Annotated in this window: 15 protein-coding genes; 5 read left to right on the forward strand and 10 right to left on the reverse strand. The window is 53.7% G+C overall.

Going from position 1 to position 17,277, the window contains the following annotated elements; genetic code table 11:
* Positions 1-124: 124 nt before the first annotated feature.
* The gene (locus tag ACVBEJ_RS02195) at positions 125-970 is read left to right on the forward strand and encodes a hypothetical protein (protein WP_447127959.1); all 846 of its coding nucleotides are present in this window, start codon (positions 125-127) and stop codon (positions 968-970) included.
* A 16-nt stretch (positions 971-986) separates the two neighbouring features.
* Positions 987-1,673 carry a response regulator transcription factor gene (locus ACVBEJ_RS02200; protein ID WP_447127960.1) on the forward strand — a complete coding sequence of 229 codons (687 nt, stop codon included), beginning with the start codon at positions 987-989 and terminating at the stop codon, positions 1,671-1,673.
* 159 nt (positions 1,674-1,832) lie between these two features.
* Here ACVBEJ_RS02200 and ACVBEJ_RS02205 read toward each other — a convergent pair whose 3' ends face one another.
* Complete coding sequence (locus ACVBEJ_RS02205; RefSeq protein ID WP_447127961.1) at positions 1,833-2,723, reverse strand: TraB/GumN family protein; 891 nt, start codon at positions 2,721-2,723, stop codon at positions 1,833-1,835.
* A 155-nt stretch (positions 2,724-2,878) separates the two neighbouring features.
* On the opposite strand from ACVBEJ_RS02205, the gene ACVBEJ_RS02210 reads away from it, so the two are divergent.
* Complete coding sequence (locus ACVBEJ_RS02210; RefSeq protein WP_447127962.1) at positions 2,879-3,436, forward strand: NAD/FAD-utilizing enzyme; 558 nt, start codon at positions 2,879-2,881, stop codon at positions 3,434-3,436.
* 17 nt (positions 3,437-3,453) lie between these two features.
* Here ACVBEJ_RS02210 and dinB read toward each other — a convergent pair whose 3' ends face one another.
* The 5 genes from dinB to ACVBEJ_RS02235 form a co-directional block, all read right to left on the reverse strand.
* Positions 3,454-4,521, reverse strand: coding sequence for a DNA polymerase IV (dinB, locus tag ACVBEJ_RS02215; protein WP_447127963.1), 1,068 nt, complete (start codon positions 4,519-4,521; stop codon positions 3,454-3,456).
* Positions 4,522-4,820: 299 nt separating this feature from the next.
* Positions 4,821-5,153: a hypothetical protein gene (locus ACVBEJ_RS02220; protein WP_447127964.1), complete on the reverse strand. Its 333-nt coding sequence runs from the start codon at positions 5,151-5,153 to the stop codon at positions 4,821-4,823.
* 27 nt (positions 5,154-5,180) lie between these two features.
* A complete protein-coding gene (locus ACVBEJ_RS02225) occupies positions 5,181-8,372 on the reverse strand; it encodes an efflux RND transporter permease subunit (protein ID WP_447127965.1) in 3,192 nt (1,063 codons plus the stop codon).
* On the reverse strand, positions 8,369-9,466 hold the full coding sequence (locus tag ACVBEJ_RS02230; protein ID WP_447127966.1) for an efflux RND transporter periplasmic adaptor subunit: 1,098 nt from the start codon (positions 9,464-9,466) through the stop codon (positions 8,369-8,371). The genes ACVBEJ_RS02225 and ACVBEJ_RS02230 overlap by 4 nt, the downstream gene beginning before the upstream one ends.
* Before the next feature lie 127 nt (positions 9,467-9,593).
* Entirely contained in the window at positions 9,594-10,262 is a 669-nt protein-coding gene (locus tag ACVBEJ_RS02235) for a cyclic nucleotide-binding domain-containing protein (RefSeq protein WP_447127967.1), read from the reverse strand.
* A 453-nt stretch (positions 10,263-10,715) separates the two neighbouring features.
* Between ACVBEJ_RS02235 and ACVBEJ_RS02240 the strand changes: the two genes are divergently transcribed.
* Positions 10,716-11,975 (forward strand): TonB family protein, encoded by a 1,260-nt coding sequence (locus tag ACVBEJ_RS02240; RefSeq protein ID WP_447127968.1) that lies wholly within the window; start codon positions 10,716-10,718, stop codon positions 11,973-11,975.
* A gap of 296 nt (positions 11,976-12,271) precedes the next feature.
* The gene (locus tag ACVBEJ_RS02245) at positions 12,272-13,732 is read left to right on the forward strand and encodes a protein adenylyltransferase SelO (protein WP_447127969.1); all 1,461 of its coding nucleotides are present in this window, start codon (positions 12,272-12,274) and stop codon (positions 13,730-13,732) included.
* Between the two features lie 33 nt (positions 13,733-13,765).
* Here ACVBEJ_RS02245 and ACVBEJ_RS02250 read toward each other — a convergent pair whose 3' ends face one another.
* The 4 genes from ACVBEJ_RS02250 to ACVBEJ_RS02265 form a co-directional block, all read right to left on the reverse strand.
* Positions 13,766-14,830, reverse strand: a complete 1,065-nt coding sequence (locus ACVBEJ_RS02250; protein WP_447127970.1) for an AI-2E family transporter — start codon at positions 14,828-14,830, stop codon at positions 13,766-13,768.
* A gap of 130 nt (positions 14,831-14,960) precedes the next feature.
* Positions 14,961-15,296, reverse strand: a complete 336-nt coding sequence (locus ACVBEJ_RS02255) for a hypothetical protein (RefSeq protein WP_447127971.1) — start codon at positions 15,294-15,296, stop codon at positions 14,961-14,963.
* 150 nt (positions 15,297-15,446) lie between these two features.
* Positions 15,447-16,559, reverse strand: coding sequence for a lipid A deacylase LpxR family protein (locus ACVBEJ_RS02260; protein WP_447127972.1), 1,113 nt, complete (start codon positions 16,557-16,559; stop codon positions 15,447-15,449).
* A gap of 91 nt (positions 16,560-16,650) precedes the next feature.
* On the reverse strand, positions 16,651-17,235 hold the full coding sequence (locus ACVBEJ_RS02265) for a TetR family transcriptional regulator C-terminal domain-containing protein (protein WP_447127973.1): 585 nt from the start codon (positions 17,233-17,235) through the stop codon (positions 16,651-16,653).
* Positions 17,236-17,277: the final 42 nt, after the last annotated feature.

Consider the following 17,277-nt stretch of genomic DNA (forward strand, 5'->3'; position numbering starts at 1 on the left):
CTCAATAAAATCAAGCACTTCCGCGCAAGTGCGTCAGGTTTTATTGAGCGCACAATAGAAAAGGCAGGACGCCTTTTCTATTGCCGGGTTAATAGCAATCACACCTGAGTGGTATTTATGGGGATTGCCGCGTCGCCTTCGGCTCCTCGCAATGACAAAGAATACGTTGAAAAACGTTAAGGAGAATAATATGAGCACAAAGCATCGATGGATAATTTATCTGCTGTTCAGCGCAGTATTTGCATCCACTGCGTTTGCAAACAGCAGTGAAACAGCACAGGAAATAGATTCATATATCAAAGGACTGGAATCTGGGGACTCTCAAACGATTACCAGAACAGCGGATTTGATCAGCGCATCCGGCCTTAGCCATAAGCGGTTATTCGAGACGGTCGAGCGTGTTTTAAATGGCTACCACCTGAGACAAACAGAAACCCCGAATGACACTTCTCTGGTGCCCCCCACCATCTCTCTGATACGCGCACTGGGAGCATCCGGTGACAGCCGCTACTCCGGCTTCCTTTACCAAATTCAAACAGAAAGCCGCTCCCGTGCAGCCAGAAACCGCGCCAAACATGTGATCAGCAAAATATCCTGGTATCGATACCGCAACGATGTGATGCAGGATATGAGCAAACATAAACCTTCACAGTCCGCCATCAGCACTCGCTTTTTGAATCTGCTCACCAACCGAAGTGAAAAACTCAACCGCTATGGTGCTGAAGAACTGTATCGTGTAGGGAAGGCAGAGCCAGTTGTTTTAAATCACCTGATGAACAAACTCACCGAAGGTGCCTATGAACAGCGAGGCGGCCAACACGCGGACAAGATGGCCTGGTATTGCCGAGCCCTTATCAAAATTGATTACCAATCCTACAAAACTGAAATCGATACTCTGAGCAAAGATCGAAAAGTACCCCGTAAAATTCGCCGCCACTGTGCAAAAGAAATCAAAAGGCTGGGACGCTAATAATTTCCTATTGCTTATGACTTCTGCCACCATCCTTATCGTCGAAGACCACAGCGACCTGGCCGCCAATATTGGCGACTTTTTGGAAGCCGGCGGTTTTACCGTGGATTTTGCCGCCAATGGCCCATTGGCGGTGCAGTTGGCGGCCAGCAATCACTACGACGCGGTGGTGCTGGATATTATGCTGCCGGGCATCGACGGCTATGAGGTATGCCACCAATTGCGCAACCAGCTGGGGCTGGGCATGCCCATTATCATGCTCACTGCTCGCGATACCCTGGACGACAAACTCACCGGCTTTGATCGCGGCGCCGACGACTACCTGGTCAAACCCTTTGAATTAAAAGAGCTGGAAGCCCGTATTCAGGCACTGATTCGACGCCATCGGGGTGAGCTGGAAAGCAGTACCCTGATCATCGGAAATCTGGAATTTAACACTCAAACCATGCAGGTGAGTCGCTCGGGCGAAAACCTGAAACTCTCCCCCATCGGGCTAAAGATTCTGCGTTTGTTAATGCGCGAATCTCCCAAAGTGGTGACCCGCGAACAGATTGAAATGGAAGTATGGGGTGATGACGCCCCGGACAGTGATGCACTGCGCAGCCATCTTTATACCTTGAGAAAAACCATCGACAAGCCGTTTGACCAGCAGTTACTGCACACCATTCCCGGCGTGGGGTTCAAGCTGCATAACCAGCAGTAAAGGGCACTTCTAAAAATGCACTATTTCCGCGATAGCGGCGTTGGCGTTGTACTCGAGTCCTCATGTATGACTTATACACTGCGGGTCTCCGTGCGCCGCCGCCTTGCTCTCACGAAAATATCACTATTTTTAGAAGTGCCCTATAATTAAAAAATCAGTTCAGCGCCTTTCGAGGAAATAACCGGCTTTTTTCAGCAATTCAGGCACTCCCTTTTCGCCCACAAAATGAGCGGCCCCCGCCACCACAAAGTAAGTGCCGCCTTTTTTGACATAGCCTTTTATTTTCTCCGCCATTCCCCGATTACGCTCGTACAAAAAGGCATCCACAAGGGCTTTGGACTCTTTACTGCCAGTATCCATGCTGTCTACGGTAATTTTTTCCAGCGCCTTTTCATCCCCTTGTTTCCAGGCAGTGACCATGGGTGCCATCATTTCACTGGCCATGTCCAGCTGCTCGATGGTTTCCTGTACCAGAAAATCGGCAGGCCCCAGGGAGGCCAGCAACGCCATCAACTGCTCTGAACCTTCCAGTTCAATAATTTGTTTGCCCGTTTCTGTGGCCTGCCGGAGAAAATGCACATCCAGGCCATCGCCAGGGTTGAGGCCGGATTGCGCAGCCACCAGGTAGCCCAGGGTTACCATCAATGTTCCGGGGCGCATACGGGTGTACATAGCTTCCGGCAACGGCAAATTGTGCTTTAAAAGCGAGGATTTAAGGTCGTTGAATGTTTTTTCCGAAATATGCTCGGTGAGTTTCTCCCCCGCCGGGTACATGCCGTATTTGAACAACAGCCTTTGCTCTTGAACAGCATCGACATTGAGAATATCTGCCTCAACCGCCAGTGCATCAGCGCTGGCAAAAGCCTTTTCAATCTCCTCACGCAACGGATAAAAACTGCTGTTCGCCAGGTGAATAGAGCCAAACAGATAAACCGTGGCCTCCTCTGTTTGCAATTTCCAGAACAACGCTTTGTCGTTGGCACTCCATGCGGTTCCACAAAAAACCACTAATAAAAATAATGTCGCTACGGCGGTCAATTTCCCTTTCATCGAATTTTTTACCTTATTGGCAGTCAGAAAAATGGAGCCTACCACTCCAACAAGCAATTGCCTACACAGTTGCTATACTTGAAAAAGGCTTGCCGCTTTTTTCGATTCGGTTTTTCAATGGCTGGCATTGCCTATCAATGACTGAGGATTTACAGATGAAAAGACACTATTACATAAGCAGTGATCTGGATGATCTGGAAAATGTTGAACAGGAGCTTGAAGCGCAAGGGTTTACCACTCCGCAGATTCACGTGCTGAGCCTGAATGACGCCGACGTAGCAAAGCATGAACACCTCAATGAAGTAGAAGCTGTGCTGCGCAAAGACGTGGTTAATGGCACCATCATTGGCGCGGTGATCGGTCTGCTGGCCGCCACTGTGGTGTTGTTGCTGGCCCACAGTTCAAACCTGCCAGAGCAAACAACCTGGGTACCCTTTATTTTCCTGGCCATTATTGTGCTGGGTTTTTGTACCTGGGAAGGCGGCCTGTTTGGTATTCAGGAGCCCCACAAACAATTCAAGCGCTTCCAAAAGCAACTGCAAGACGGGCAACATGTGTTTTTTGTGGACACAAAACCTGAACAGGAAACCGTTCTTGATCAAGTTGTAAACCGCCACCCCAGATTGTGCGATGCCGGTATCGGCTCCTCCACACCGGCTCTGGTTATCTGGTGGCGCAACAAGTTCTCCTGGTTTATGAAGTCCATGCCTTAGGGGGTGTTAACAATCAGTTAGCCATCAAAAGGCAAGTCCAGCTGAATAAAATCCCGCTCCGGTTGCGTATCCACAAAGCGAACGCCAATGCCCAGCAATCGCACCGGGCGGTTGCCCCGTGCAAATGCTTCATGTAAAAGCACCGCAAAGCTGTCCAGTGTCAGCTTGGGGTCATTGGCTCGCTCCAGGGTGGTCACTGTAAAGTCGTTAAACTTCACTTTAACGAACTGGCGAACCACCTGATAACTGTCATCCACAGGGCGCAAGCGCCCTTTCAGCTCAACCAATAATTCCGGCAACTTGTTCACACAACTTTTAGTGTCTGGCAAATCCGCGGCGTAGGTATGCTCCACACTCAGGGACTTCCGGCGCCGATGGGGTTTTACCGGGCGTTCGTCTTCACCGCGACTGAGTTGGTGAAGTCGCTGGCCAAATACCCCGAAGGCCTCCACCAGAGTTGTCAAATCGTGCCGCTGAAGGTCAGCACAGGTCAAAATCCCCATACGTTCCAGCTTTTTCGCCGTCACCTTGCCAACCCCAAAAATTTTATTGACCGGCAGGCGATGGACAAAATCGGCCACCTCGTCCGGGGTAATCACCAATTGGCCATTGGGCTTGTGCCAGTCGCTGGCGATTTTGGCAAGAAACTTGTTGGGGGCAATACCTGCGGATGCCGTCACGCCCACTTCATCAACAATACGCTGGCGAATTTGTTGAGCGATCAAAGTGGCGCTGCCGCGACACTGCTGGCAATCGGACACATCCAAAAACGCCTCGTCCTGCGATAACGGTTCTACCAGCTCCGTATAGGAAAAAAATATCTTGCGAATCTGCTGGGCTGCCTGCCGATATTTATCCATGTGCGGTGGAATCAAAATCAAACCGGGGCACAGGCGGCGTGCATGAGCGGACGCCATGGCAGAGCGAACGCCGTATTCACGGGCCGGATAATTACAGGTCGCGATAACCCCACGGCGGTCAGACTGGCCACCAATAGCGATGGGCAGATCCCGCAAGGAAGGATCATCGCGCATTTCTACAGATGCGTAGAAACAGTCGCAGTCGATATGGATGATTTTGCGCATGAAAATAACTGTATGTAATTACAGCTATTGTCGGATGATTTACAGAAGGTGGCAAGGATTGCGGATTAACAGTCTTGGACAACCTCCCAAGCAGTCATTGCGAGGGGCGGAGCGACGCGGCAATCTCCATCCAGCCACCGCTTATTCTCCGAGCACTCTGCCACACTGGGTGAGATCGCCGCGCTGCGCTCGCGATGAGGGACTATTGTTGCTCCGTCATTGCGAGGAGCGAAGCGACAGTGCGTCAGGTTTTATTGAGCGCGCGATACAAAAGGCAGGACGTCTTTCGTGTTACCGGGTTAATAGCTTTCCCGCGCCCAATAGGTATCCAGTAAAAAGCCCCCCACACAACCCAGAGTCAGCCACAGCGCCAGACCCCGTTCGGGAACAGTCAGCAACACCAGTGCCACGCTGAGCATCACCAACAGCGACACTCTGGGTAATTTTACCTTGTGATGAGCAGAAATCTGTTTGTCGTAGGGGAACACCAGATTCACCATGGGTGCCAGCCCCGCCACCAGAGGGCCAAGCCAGTAGATGGCCGGCTGGGTAAACAGCAGATAAGCAGAGGCGCACACAGACAGCAGTGCCCAAAAGATAAAACTGGCTCTAAAAATAATTTTCAGGGGCATTGAATCGAATATCCTTACAAGCCAACGCTACGAAATACCGAGGCCAGGGTGGTTGCCGTCGGGCTTGCCGCTGTAGGGCTGCGGCTTGTTGTCGCCTTTGCAAAACCAGCGTTTCAGCTGGTATGGCATCACAATCAACGCCGGAGTCACCAACAGGGTCAGCAGGGTGGAAAACACCAGGCCGTCGACAATGGCACTGGCCAGAGGCGTCCACCAGGACGTTACCGCGCCACCAAACCCGGCGCTGCGCTGCAAAAAGTCCACACTGAAGCCATTGGCCAGGGGCATCAAACCCACCACCGTAGTCACTGTGGTAAGCAGCACTGGCCGCAGGCGCAGTACCGCAGACAGATGCGCCGCCTCAAAAGGGCTCATATCCGGGCGGTCGCGGCGCAGGTGGTTATAGGTGTCGATCAAAACAATATTGTTGTTCACCACAATCCCCGCCAGGGCAATAATGCCCACGCCGGTCATAATAATGCTGAACGGCTGCTGGCTGAATACCAGCCCCAACAACACACCGGCGGTAGACATGATCACCGCCGAGAGAATCAGGAACGCCTGATAAAAGCTGTTGAACTGCATCACCATCATAATCAGCATCAGGAACAGCGCCAGCATACCCGCAGTAGCAAGAAACTGGAGCGATTCTGCCTGTTCTTCATTGGCACCGCGAAAGCTGATTCCCACAGCGGGGTCGATATCCACTGTTTTCAGCCACTGTTGTAGCTCTTTTACCTTAGTGTCTGCCAACACCCCTTCCAGCGTATTGGCGCGCACAAAAGCCACCTGCTCCAGGTCGATACGTTGAATACTGTCGACCTTTTGCTGAGGCACCAGTTTGACAAAACTGGCCACCGGAACCGCACCCTGCGAAGTGGTAACGCGTATATTGTCTAACGCCGACAGGTTGCGATCACTGCTGGGGTAACGCACCCGGATATCCACTTCGTCCTCGGCGTCATCCGGGCGGTATTTGCCCAGCAGCACGCCATTGGTGATCATCTGCACCATCTGCCCAACCAGGGCAACATTCACCCCGTGCATGGCTGCCTGGGCACGGTCCAGGGTGATTTCCCACTCGATACCGGGTTGTGGGGTGGTGTCTTCTATATCTCGCAAACCTTCGACATTTTCTTCAAGATGGCGGCGGATCATCCGCGCTGTGGCGAACAGTTTATCCTGGTCCGCAGAGGCCAATTGCAGCTGCAGGTCACGACCGGTTGGAGGGCCCCCTTCTATCGGGTCAGCGGTAAAATACAGTCCGGGCATATTAGCGGTGGCCTGGCGGATGGAAGCAAAGACCTCGCGGCTACTGCGCTCTCGCTCAGTGGCGTCCACCAACTCAATCAATATCTCAGCCACCTCGTCCCGATAACGGGCGCTGCCGTTATCCCCTACCCCAATGCCACTGCTGCCGGAGTACACTGCTTTTATCTCGGGGATAGATAACAGAATCCGCTCTACTTGAGCCGTTAATCCCTCACGCTCTGCCACCGACAAATTGCCCTTGGCCCGAACCGAACCCATACCGTAGTTGTTTTCCGTTTCGGTAAAAAATATGGCGCCACGCCCCAATTGCCCATAAATGATAAACACCAGGAACAACAGGGCTATGGCCGACACAAACACCGCAACCGGCTGGCGAACAAAGGCTCCCACCAGGCTGGCGTAACCCTGGCCAAAACGGGTCAGTTTTTGCGGCCAGGCGCTGTCGGACTGTGGCGCCTCAACGATACGGTGGGTTTTCTGGGCACGGCCGATCAGGGTACCCAGTACCGGTGAAAAGAACAGTGCATAAATCAGCGACCAAACCAGCACCGCAAACACGGTCACCGGCAAGTAGCCCATAAACTCTCCGGTTGTACCGGGCCACAGCATCAGCGGCAAAAACACCAGCAAGGTGGTGATGGTGGACGACATTACCGGCAGACGCATACGCCCCACCGCAACCAGGTAAGACTCTTTCATGGACTTGCCCAGACTGCGCTGACGGTCGGCGTATTCCACGACCACAATGGCGCCGTCAATCAACATACCCAGCGCCAGCAGCAAACCAAAAGCCACCATAAAATTGAAGGAATAGCCAATCAATTGCAGGATGATGGCACTGCCCAGCAGAGAGAACGGGATGCCAAAGCCCACCAACAGCCCGGAGCGCACCCCCAGGGCAGCAACCACAATAATCAATACCAGTGCCATGGCGGTAAGGATATTGCCGGACAATTCAGCGATCATCTGATAGCTGAATTCAGAGCGATCAAACATGTAGATAATATCCACGCTGGCGGGCAGCGCGTCACGACCTTCGTCGATCACCGCCTTGATTGCCTCGGCGGTATCGATTTCGTTGAATTTGTCCCGCTTGGATACCACCAGACCTATAGTGGATTTGCCATTGATATGGCTAAACCCCGAGGCGTCTTTAAAAGTACGACGCACCTCCGCGATATCTCCCAGGGTGACCACCCCCTGCTCATCAAAACGCAGTGGCAGGTTGTGAACATCCTGCCGGGTTTCAATCAAGGCGGGCACTTTTACCCCAAAACGACCCTTGGCGGTGTCGTATTCACCGGCGGGAATCAGGCGATTGTTATCCACCACCGTCTGGTAAAGTTCTTCCGCCCGCAGGTTGTAGCGCTCCAACCGCGACTGGTCGATCACCGCCTCTACCACTTCTTCCCGGCTGCCGCTGAGATTCGCTTCCAGCACGCTGGGCAGGGCTTCAATTTTATCCTGATAGCGACGGGCTATCTGAAACAGATCTCGCTCCATCACTCCATCGCCGGAAAAGGTGATCACCAGAGTGGGCTCTTTGGACGCAGACGCCTCCTGCACAAAGGGTTCTTCGGTGTCCGTGGGAAATTTCGCCTGCGCGCGATCCACTGCCACCCGCACATCCTGAATGGCGGCGTCGGAATCCCGTTCGATCTCAAACTCAATAACTGCAGTGGCTCGGCTCTCATTGCCGTAAGTTTTGATTTCCTTTATCCCTTCCACGGCTTTGAGCTCGGTTTCCATGGGCTTGATCAACAGGCGCACGGCATCTTCCGGGGATATGCCATCGTGAAACACCGAGACAATCACAAAGGGCGCATTGACGTTGGGGGCCACTTCCAGGGTCATCATCTTCTGTGAGGCAAGCCCGGCGATCAAAATAAACGCCAGTATGGACAGGGTCGCCCGGGAATGGCTGATGGCTTTGTCGAGCAGTTTCATAACACCGGCGACTCCGCAGTAAGCACCTCATCAGCAGCACCGCTGCCAACCACTTTTGCCTCCACCTGTTCACCGTTGGCGACGTACTCCTGGCCCACGGTCACCAGCAAAGCGCTGTCGGGCAAGCCCAGCACCCAAACACCGTCACTGTCGTCACCGACAATCTGAACTTCCTGGAATTGCACCCGATAACTGTCATCCAGCAGGCGCACACCGATTTCGCCACTGTCTCCCAAGCCAAGCACGCTGGAGGGAATACGCTGGGCCAATAATTCCCTGGTCGAGACATTGAATTGCGCGGTCAGTCCAGCCCGCAAACGGCTGTTAGCGTTATTGATGGTGGCTTCAATGCGATAAGTGCGAGTCGCAGCAGACGCCTGTTGCCCCAGATAGGTAATCGCCCCACTAGCCCGGCTGCCATCTACCAGCTCTACCTCCGCAGGACTGCCCAGTGAAATCTTCTGAACCTGCTGTTCAGACACCTGAGCCACCACTTTCAGAGGGGAGATTTCCAACAATTGACCGCAGTTGTCGCCGCGATTCATAAAATCACCGATTTCCACCGGGCGAGTTTCCACAATACCGGCAAAAGGCGCGCGAATATCAATGTTCTGCAAGTCCAGTTGGCGTCTTTTCAAATCAGCGCGGGCGCGCTCCAGGCCACTTTTGGCCTCGGCAATGGCGAGCTCCGATTGCAGCCCCTGTTGTTTGAGTTTGGCAACTCCCTGGTGGCGCAATTGCGCCTCTTTAAGAGCGGCACTGGCTTCGTCCAGGCGCTGCTGGCGATCTTCCACCGCCAGGCGACACACCACATCGCCAGCCGCCACCTGCTGACCGCGTTCTGCTGGCACCGCCACCACCCGACCCGACACCTCTGCCCGCAAGTCCACTACCCGATTGGGTTCGGTACGCCCCCGGGCGCTGAAGCGGCTGGCATAGGGTTGGGTCTGAAACCATTGTGCGGTAACCAGAGTGCGCTGATTATTTGCAGTATCGGCCTTCTCCTCCACCTGCGGCGCCTTCCACATACCTGTTACAAACCACAACAGAGTCGCCAGAAACACCAGCAGCGCAATACGAACATTCTTGCTCACCGAACAACCCTCGACAATAAATCCCTAAAGAAAAGGCCAGCCACCAAGCCAGCACTGCGAGGGTATACTAAACCAATAGCGGCAATTACGGAATAGGTATTCTGGAATAACTGTTCTGGAATAAAAATCAGCCGAGCGCCATATCCAATGGCTTGTCCTCAACCGTCAGAGCGCCCAGTTCATAGTTCAGATAAATCAAACGCTCCGCCAGTTTCGCCGCCTGAGCTGCCAGGCCATGGAGGTGTTCAATAGAACCCTCGCGCCCCAGGTTGGGTGCGCTGTCGTAGGGTTTGGTGGCCAGTTGGTTGTCGGGGAATTTGTGGCGGTAGCAGTCGTTGCGCCAACGCAACACATGCACCAACTGTTTGTAGAGGCAGATCTTGGTGGGAATATGAATTTCCTGGTGATAATCCAGGTCCCCCAGCTGATCAAAGTCCACCGCAAACACGGTGACTGATCGGCCATTTGCAGGGACGCGTACGTAATTTCCGCGAGGCTTGCGGGTCAGTTGGCCGATATCGCCAAAAATTTCTCCGGCGTGCAGTTCGGTCAGCAATGTGGACTCATCGCGAGCCAATACCTCCAGCTCACCGCGCACCAGAAAATAGAGCCAACAATCCAGCCCACCGGGGCTGAGGACAATATCACCGGGCTCGAACAACAGTACCCTGGAATGCTTCAGCAGGCCTTGATACTGGTCCTCGTTCTGTTCACGAATTTCCCGAAACAGATGCAAAGAGGCAATTCGGCGTTGCAGCTCAGTGTCCTCAACATCGGACGCGTTAAAAATTTTCATACTTCTCCTGCAAGAGGAAATAATTGTTGTTATTAACCTGAATCCGTGACTTCAGAGTGGATGCAGAGCGTAAGATATTGGTTTCACAGTGGAATTGAAAAATCTTAGCTTCACCCGTCGGTTAAGTGGGTACATTCTCAGCTAAGAAAGTCAAACCGCTGTGGAATCAAGAGCTTGTGCTATGCGCCGCTCTGGAGTTACGGATTCAGGATTAAATATGACGCCACTGTCACCCGCATACTAACTGCCCCTGCCAATGACGCCAAGACTCTCTTTGGCAGTACAAATTGTTAGCGCGTCTTGCATCCCCTGGGTTTGTGACCCAAGTCACAGACCAAACAAACGCAGATCGCTTTTTGAAGATAACTTGTTCTGCAAATCCCTGCGAAAGTGGTAATTTTGTATTAAATAAAAACAACATCCAATACTTTATAACTATTTGGGCAGGGTAAAATGAGCACTTCACGTTTACTGACGCTGTTGGCAGCCGGTGTTATCTCGCTGTGCAGCAGTATCAGCCTGGCAAACACCGATAACTTGATTCTCAACGGGGCCTCCAGTTATCGCGACCTGGGCAATGATAAATTCCTGGCAGCGCTGTATCTGGAACTGCCCAGTAATAATTACGAAAGCATTATTTCCACCACCACCGCCAAGCGCATGGAAATGCGCCTGACCAGCCGTTATTCCAAGCGCCGCTGGGTCAACCTGTGGATGCAAAGCATTGCCATCAGCAACAGCAACAAAACTTTCAACGCTCTGGCAGAACCTCTGGTGGAGGTATTCAACCAACAAAAAGGCGACCTTGAGCCCGGTGATATTGTCGCCATAGAAATGAAGGGCGACCGCTGTTTTTACCAAGTGAACGGAGTCACTCTGACAGGCGACCTGCCCGGCGAACTGTTCAACCTGTTCGCCAACGCCTGGATCGGCAAGGCTCCCCCCAGCGCCGACTTCCGCGATGCCATACTGGGCGTAGATGTGGACACCATTGCCCTGCAAGACCAACTGGCGCAAATTCAGCCACCAGAGGCCCGTGTTCAGGCAATCCAGGAATGGATTGCCCCGCCTGAGCCCGAGATCGACGAGGCCCAGCTGCTGGCAGAACAAAAAGCCAAAGAGCAAGCGGCCGCAAAAGCCGCTGCACTGGCAGCAGCAGAAGCTGAAAAAGAGCGCACCCTGGAAAACGATGCCCTGCCCACACACGCCACAGTGGTACCAGGCGCAGAACCAGACACCGCCGCTATCGCCCTGGCCGCCGCCAAACAGTTTGTTGATCAACAGGCGGTTTTGCCACCTGCTGAACCTGATACCGGGCTTGCGGGAACCGAACTTGAGGGAACCGCGCCAGAAGCCGTCGAGTCTGAAGTGGCCACAGCAGATGGGGCTCCCGAGGAGGTATTCTCGGTATCTTCCGCATTGGCGGTGAAAGACTATGTCCGCAGTGCCAAACAACAGATATACAAATCCCTGAAATATCCCGTCAGCGCCCTGGATCGGGGCTATCAGGGGCAGGTGCGACTGAATATTGAGGTAGATCGCAACGGCAAACTACTCAACGTAGCCGCAGCGCAAAAAAGCCCTTACAAAACCCTCGACCGCGCCGCCATCCGCGCGGTAAAGAAAGCGGCCCCTTACAAACCATTGCCACAAGAAATCGCCGACGAAACTCTTAGTCTGTCAATTCCGTTCAAATTCGCCTTGGTTGACTGAACCCTAGGGTCTGTTAACGTTTCATATCCGCCTCTGTTGGGACTGAAAAGGCGTCCATCTAGGCGCGAGGAGAGTGATTTGGTCATTCCAAATGAGCGACGAGCAACAACGAGGGGCGCCTTTTCAGACCCAACCCGAAGGGCTGAGGCTATTTTTGCGCTCCACTGCGTTGTAAATCGCTTATGTAGAATGACTACACGGCACTCTTTACGCCTTGTTGAGCACAAAAATCGCTCTCAGCAGTGGTGGATATGAAACGTTAACAGACCCTAGACTCATGGGGCTACAATGCCCCCATGAGTCTTTTTGCCGCCGCCAATATTTCTCAACCCCTGAACCAGTTGGGGGAGCCCTTTTATTCTCAAGTCAGGCCCCAGGGGTTACACAACCCGGTGTTGGTGCACCAGTCGCACAGCGCGGCCGAACTGCTGCAACTGTCCCCGCAACAATTATCCAGCGAAGAATTTCTCCATCTGGCCAGTGGCAACAGCTACTTCGAGCCCTGCCCACCGCTGGCCACTGTCTACAGCGGCCACCAGTTCGGGGTTTACGTACCGCAACTGGGGGATGGCCGAGCCCTGTCACTGGGCACCGTAAAAGGGCCGCAGGGTGAATGGGAAATGCAACTCAAGGGAGCAGGCCAAACCCCCTACTCCCGCTTTGGTGATGGCCGCGCGGTGATGCGCTCCACAGTGCGCGAATACCTGTGCAGCGAAGCCATGTACGGGCTGGGCATTGACACCACTCGCGGGCTGTCTATCACCACCGGCAGCGATAAAGTACAACGGGAAACCGTGGAACCGGCGGCAGTTTTGATCCGCCTGGCCCGCAGCCATGTGCGCTTTGGCTCGTTTGAATATTTCCACTACACCGGCCAACACCAACAGGTAAAACAGCTGACCGATTACGTGATCTCACGCCACCACCCGGACCTGCAAGAAAGCAAAGACGGCTATTACCGTTTTCTGCAACGCAGCGTCAGCGCCACCGCCAAAATGATCGCCCACTGGCAGGCGGTGGGTTTTACCCACGGGGTAATGAATACCGACAACATGTCCATACTCGGAGACACCATCGACTACGGCCCCTTTGGTTTTATGGACGACTACCAGCCGGATTTTGTCTGCAACCACTCCGACGAACACGGCCGCTACGCCTTTAACCGCCAGCCCGCTATCGGCCTGTGGAACTGCAACGCTCTGACCCACGCCCTTTCCAGCCTGCTGGATTCCGAACAGCTGACCGAAGCGCTGCAACAGTACCAACCAACTTTTTTGAATACGCTGGCAGAACTGATGGCTACCAAGCTGGGGCTGGCAGAACAGCTAGCCGATGACGGCCAGTTAATTGATAGCCTGCTCGATATTATGGCGAACAACCGCGTTGACTACACACTGCTGTTTCGGCGTCTGTGCAATTTTGACAACGATGGCAAAAACGAAAAAATCGCCGAGCTGTTCCACAACCCCGGTGACTTTTACTGCTGGGCGCAAAGTTACCGCGAACGGCTGCAACAACAAGCGCTGCCGCAACCGCAGCGCTGTGCCGCCATGAAAAGGGCCAACCCGAAATACATATTGCGAAACCATATGGCGGAAGTGGCCATACGCAAGGCGGAAGATCAGCAGGACTATTCGGAGATTGACCGATTGATCACCCTGCTGGCGTCACCATTTGACGAACATCCGGGTATGGAACAGTACGCCGAACTGCCGCCAGAGTGGGCAAAAGGACTTAGTTTAAGCTGCTCGTCTTAAAGCAAGTGGTATTTCGGTGGATTACGCCTACGGCTAATCCCCCCTACTTTTTACTTCGGCTTCGGCCTCATCCCCCGCCCCCAGCATCAGGCCAATCCAGCGGGTAGATTCATTATTTTCCAAGGCAATCTTCACCATAATGGTAAGCGGTATCGACAGCAGCATGCCCACCATTCCCAACGCCCAGCCCCAGAACACCAATGACAGAAACACCACCAGGGCCGACAGGTTCAACCCCTTGCCCATCACTCTGGGCTCAATTCCATTGCCCACAATGGTGTTAATAGCCAGATATCCCACCGCCGTCCACAGCGCCGAGAAGGGCCCCAACTGCACCAGAGCCAGCAAAGTCGGCGGCAGCGCCGCCAGAATGGAACCCACCGTGGGCACAAAGTTAAGCAGAAACGCCAACATCGCCCACATAACCGCGTAATCCACACCAATAATCAGCAACAGGATATAAGCCAGCAAACCGGTGCCCAGGCTGATCAGGGTTTTCAGACCCATGTAGTTATTGACCACCTTGCTAAAACGCTCCAGCGCTTCCAAAGCACCGGTACTGCCACCCCTGGCATGCACCAGTTTGGCGGCAAAGCCCGCTTCTTCGGCGAGGATAAAAATCACCGTCAGCAAAATCATAAAGGCGTTGGCCATGGTGTCGCTAAAGCCCGCCACCACATTGCCCGCCATTTTCATGGCCACGGCGGGATTAATCACCTCTTTTAACTGCTGGGGATCGGCGTTCACCCCCATTCCCACCAGCCACTCCACCAGCCCGGAAGACATTTCCTGCAAACGCAACTGATACTGGGGCAAGTCGTTGTTAAAGTCCCTGACTGCACCACCCACCACAGCACCCACGGCAATACCCGCCAGTACCACCGAGAGAATAATCAACGAAATGGCAACGCCGGAAGGCACCCTGCGCGCTCGCAACCAGCTGAGCAATGGCGAGCACAACATGGCGATAAAAACCGACAGCAAAAATGGCACCAGCAGCGAAGCTGCCTGTTTCATCCCCGCCACCACAATCACAAAGGCAGCGGTCAGCAACAAAAAGCGCGCCACTGGCGAGAGAGGTTCACCTTGAACAACCATAACTATTCCCTGAGACAAAAAATTCAGGGCAGTGTAAACCAGCTTTTGGTCAAGAGTAAGCGGGGGGCATCAAAAGCCTGCTGTCATCCCGAGCGCAGCGAAGGGTCTCTTGCCTGGGTAAAGGTAGGGTTCAGGGTTTATTCCGGCTGCGCAATTTTTCCAGCATTTCTGCAATCTCCGTCATGCCCTGTTCCGTCAACAACCTCCCTTCACCACCCACATATTCCCTCTCTGATATTTCCGCACACCGCTGCCGCAGCGCTTCCAGTTCGCTATCGTACTGAATGGGTATGCCGATAAACACATCCCAGTCGCTTTCACTGGCGCTGCCGTCTACCACCATTTGCAACAGGGTAACGACGTTGCTGTGATCAATGCGATACACCGGCGTACCGAGGCGAACAAATACCCACAGGGTAATTGCCAGCACCGCCAGGGTCAGAATCAAGGTAACCAGGTAGCCCACAGCTGCTCCGGGGGGATAAACAGCTTGAGTGTAAACGCTATACGTTACTGCGTCATTGCGAGAAGCCGCAGGCGACGCGGCAATCTCCATCAACACACTGCCAAATTCAGGAGGTTGCCGCGGCCTTCGGCCTCGCAATGACGGAGGTTTTTAGAAAGTCTTGGTAAAGGTCACCCCGCCCCACAGCAGATTGCGATCACCCTCCCCCTGCTTTAATTCCGACGATTGCCCGCGCACCATGTAGCTGACGCGATAGCCGCCATCGAATGTCAGGGTGTAACCGGCCCAGGCTTCCAGCAGCAGGTGCTCCACCTCGCCGCTGCCGTAACTGACCGCACTGTCCCGAAACTGCCCCTGTAACAGCGCATTGTAGGCCCGGGCTTTGGCGGAAAATCCCGCCCAGAAATAACGCTCCGGCTGGGAAACAACCGCAATTTCACTGCTCTGCTGACCGTAACTGGCCAGTTGCGGATTAAATGACCACCAGGGGCTGTGAATATCGCCAGCGCGCAGGTTAATGCTCCAGCTCGCCTCCGACAGATACCCCAAAGAGCCCTGTACGGTGGTTTTTACTTCCAGGTTATTGCTGTTGAGATTCCAGTTTTTCTGTTTGGCCACGGCGTAGCGGGCAGTCAACTCGCCGCCATCGGATATCTGATTGTTCCAGCCATTGGCCCGGTCGCCACCCAGCACATCGTGAAGCTGATTTTGCAGACTGCCCACCAGAGGCAAGCCGAGAAGCCCAACCGTAAAGCTGCTGTTCCAGGCGGTGTTATTCTCCACATCCACCTGCTGACGCACACTGCTCAGGTACACCAGGCTGCTGTAAGGGCGCTCACCCTCAAGAGCCTGGGACGTCTCGATATTGTCCGGGGTAAAAGCGAGCACACCGGTTTCCAGTGATACCCGCTCGATACTGTCGTCCGGCTCGCCAGCCACACCAAAACCACGGTCCAGCCAAGTGAGTGCGCGATAGGGGGAATACCAACTGTCTCTGGCCCCTCTGCCGGAAAGTGCCAGGCTGATACCGTAGGTGTAATCCCGGTCGCGGCTGCCGGGCAGCAGAATGTCGTTGTCAAAAGACAGTGCCCAATTGTCCCACTTGGGGCCTTTGGGCGTTTCTGCATCGGCGCTGTACACCGCCGTATCGTCAATAAAATGGTTCAGCTCCTGGTTCTGGTCACCATTGGCAAAGGCGGGAGCAGCAATCAAAGGGGCGGCGAGTAATGGAGTACGTAACAAAGACGACAGCTTGTAAGTCATGGCCAGTTATCCATATTGATGATTATTTGAAAGATTCAATCAATATGACCGGTCGTCTTATTTTTGGTTCAACAATACAACAGATTGATGATCAGGCGCGTAACAATTGGGGAAAGTGAGCGAGAAAACAGTCCAGCGGCTCGCTGTTTTTGGTGGCTTTCATGCGCAATAGCGCCCCCTGCCAAGCGTTGAACAGAAAATCCGCCAGCGGGCCAATCTCCACCTGCGGGCCAATATCACCTCGGCGCTGAGCGTCTTTCAACACCACCGCAATCTGCTGCGTATTGCTTTTGAGTACCGTTTTTACCGCCAGGCGAATGGCCATACTGCTGTCGGCCATCTCCTGACACATATTGCCCAGGAAGCAACCAACCTGAAATTCGTGGTCGCACACCTCCTGAGCGTGATGCACAAAATAGGTACGCAGCCGATCCAGTGGTTCCTGCTGCGGGTTACTGAGCAGTTTTTCGTTGGCCTGGTACCCCTCAGCTGCGGCACTTTGCAGGGCCTCCACCGCGAAGGCCTCCTTGCTGTCAAAATAATTGTAAAAAGAGCCCTTGGGTACCCCGGCTGCCTCCACGATATCGCGGACACTGGTGCCGTTGTAGCCCCGGGTTTTCATCACCTCAATACCGGAATAGAGAATGTGCTCTTTCTTGGATAGCCGTTTATTCATGTATCTGGTCCCTTTAAGCGACTGATCAGTTTACCCCAATCG

Source organism: Porticoccus sp. GXU_MW_L64, assembly GCF_052983295.1.

Bases quoted from the DNA above. Each gene is read 5' to 3' on its own strand.
- ACVBEJ_RS02200 (WP_447127960.1), top strand. From the start codon at position 987: ATGACTTCTGCCACCATCCTTATCGTCGAAGACCACAGCGACCTGGCC.
- ACVBEJ_RS02205 (WP_447127961.1), bottom strand. From the start codon at position 2,723: ATGAAAGGGAAATTGACCGCCGTAGCGACATTATTTTTATTAGTGGTT.
- ACVBEJ_RS02210 (WP_447127962.1), top strand. From the start codon at position 2,879: ATGAAAAGACACTATTACATAAGCAGTGATCTGGATGATCTGGAAAAT.
- dinB (WP_447127963.1), bottom strand. From the start codon at position 4,521: ATGCGCAAAATCATCCATATCGACTGCGACTGTTTCTACGCATCTGTA.
- ACVBEJ_RS02220 (WP_447127964.1), bottom strand. From the start codon at position 5,153: ATGCCCCTGAAAATTATTTTTAGAGCCAGTTTTATCTTTTGGGCACTG.
- ACVBEJ_RS02225 (WP_447127965.1), bottom strand. From the start codon at position 8,372: ATGAAACTGCTCGACAAAGCCATCAGCCATTCCCGGGCGACCCTGTCC.
- ACVBEJ_RS02235 (WP_447127967.1), bottom strand. From the start codon at position 10,262: ATGAAAATTTTTAACGCGTCCGATGTTGAGGACACTGAGCTGCAACGC.
- ACVBEJ_RS02240 (WP_447127968.1), top strand. From the start codon at position 10,716: ATGAGCACTTCACGTTTACTGACGCTGTTGGCAGCCGGTGTTATCTCG.
- ACVBEJ_RS02245 (WP_447127969.1), top strand. From the start codon at position 12,272: ATGAGTCTTTTTGCCGCCGCCAATATTTCTCAACCCCTGAACCAGTTG.
- ACVBEJ_RS02250 (WP_447127970.1), bottom strand. From the start codon at position 14,830: ATGGTTGTTCAAGGTGAACCTCTCTCGCCAGTGGCGCGCTTTTTGTTG.
- ACVBEJ_RS02260 (WP_447127972.1), bottom strand. From the start codon at position 16,559: ATGACTTACAAGCTGTCGTCTTTGTTACGTACTCCATTACTCGCCGCC.
- ACVBEJ_RS02265 (WP_447127973.1), bottom strand. From the start codon at position 17,235: ATGAATAAACGGCTATCCAAGAAAGAGCACATTCTCTATTCCGGTATT.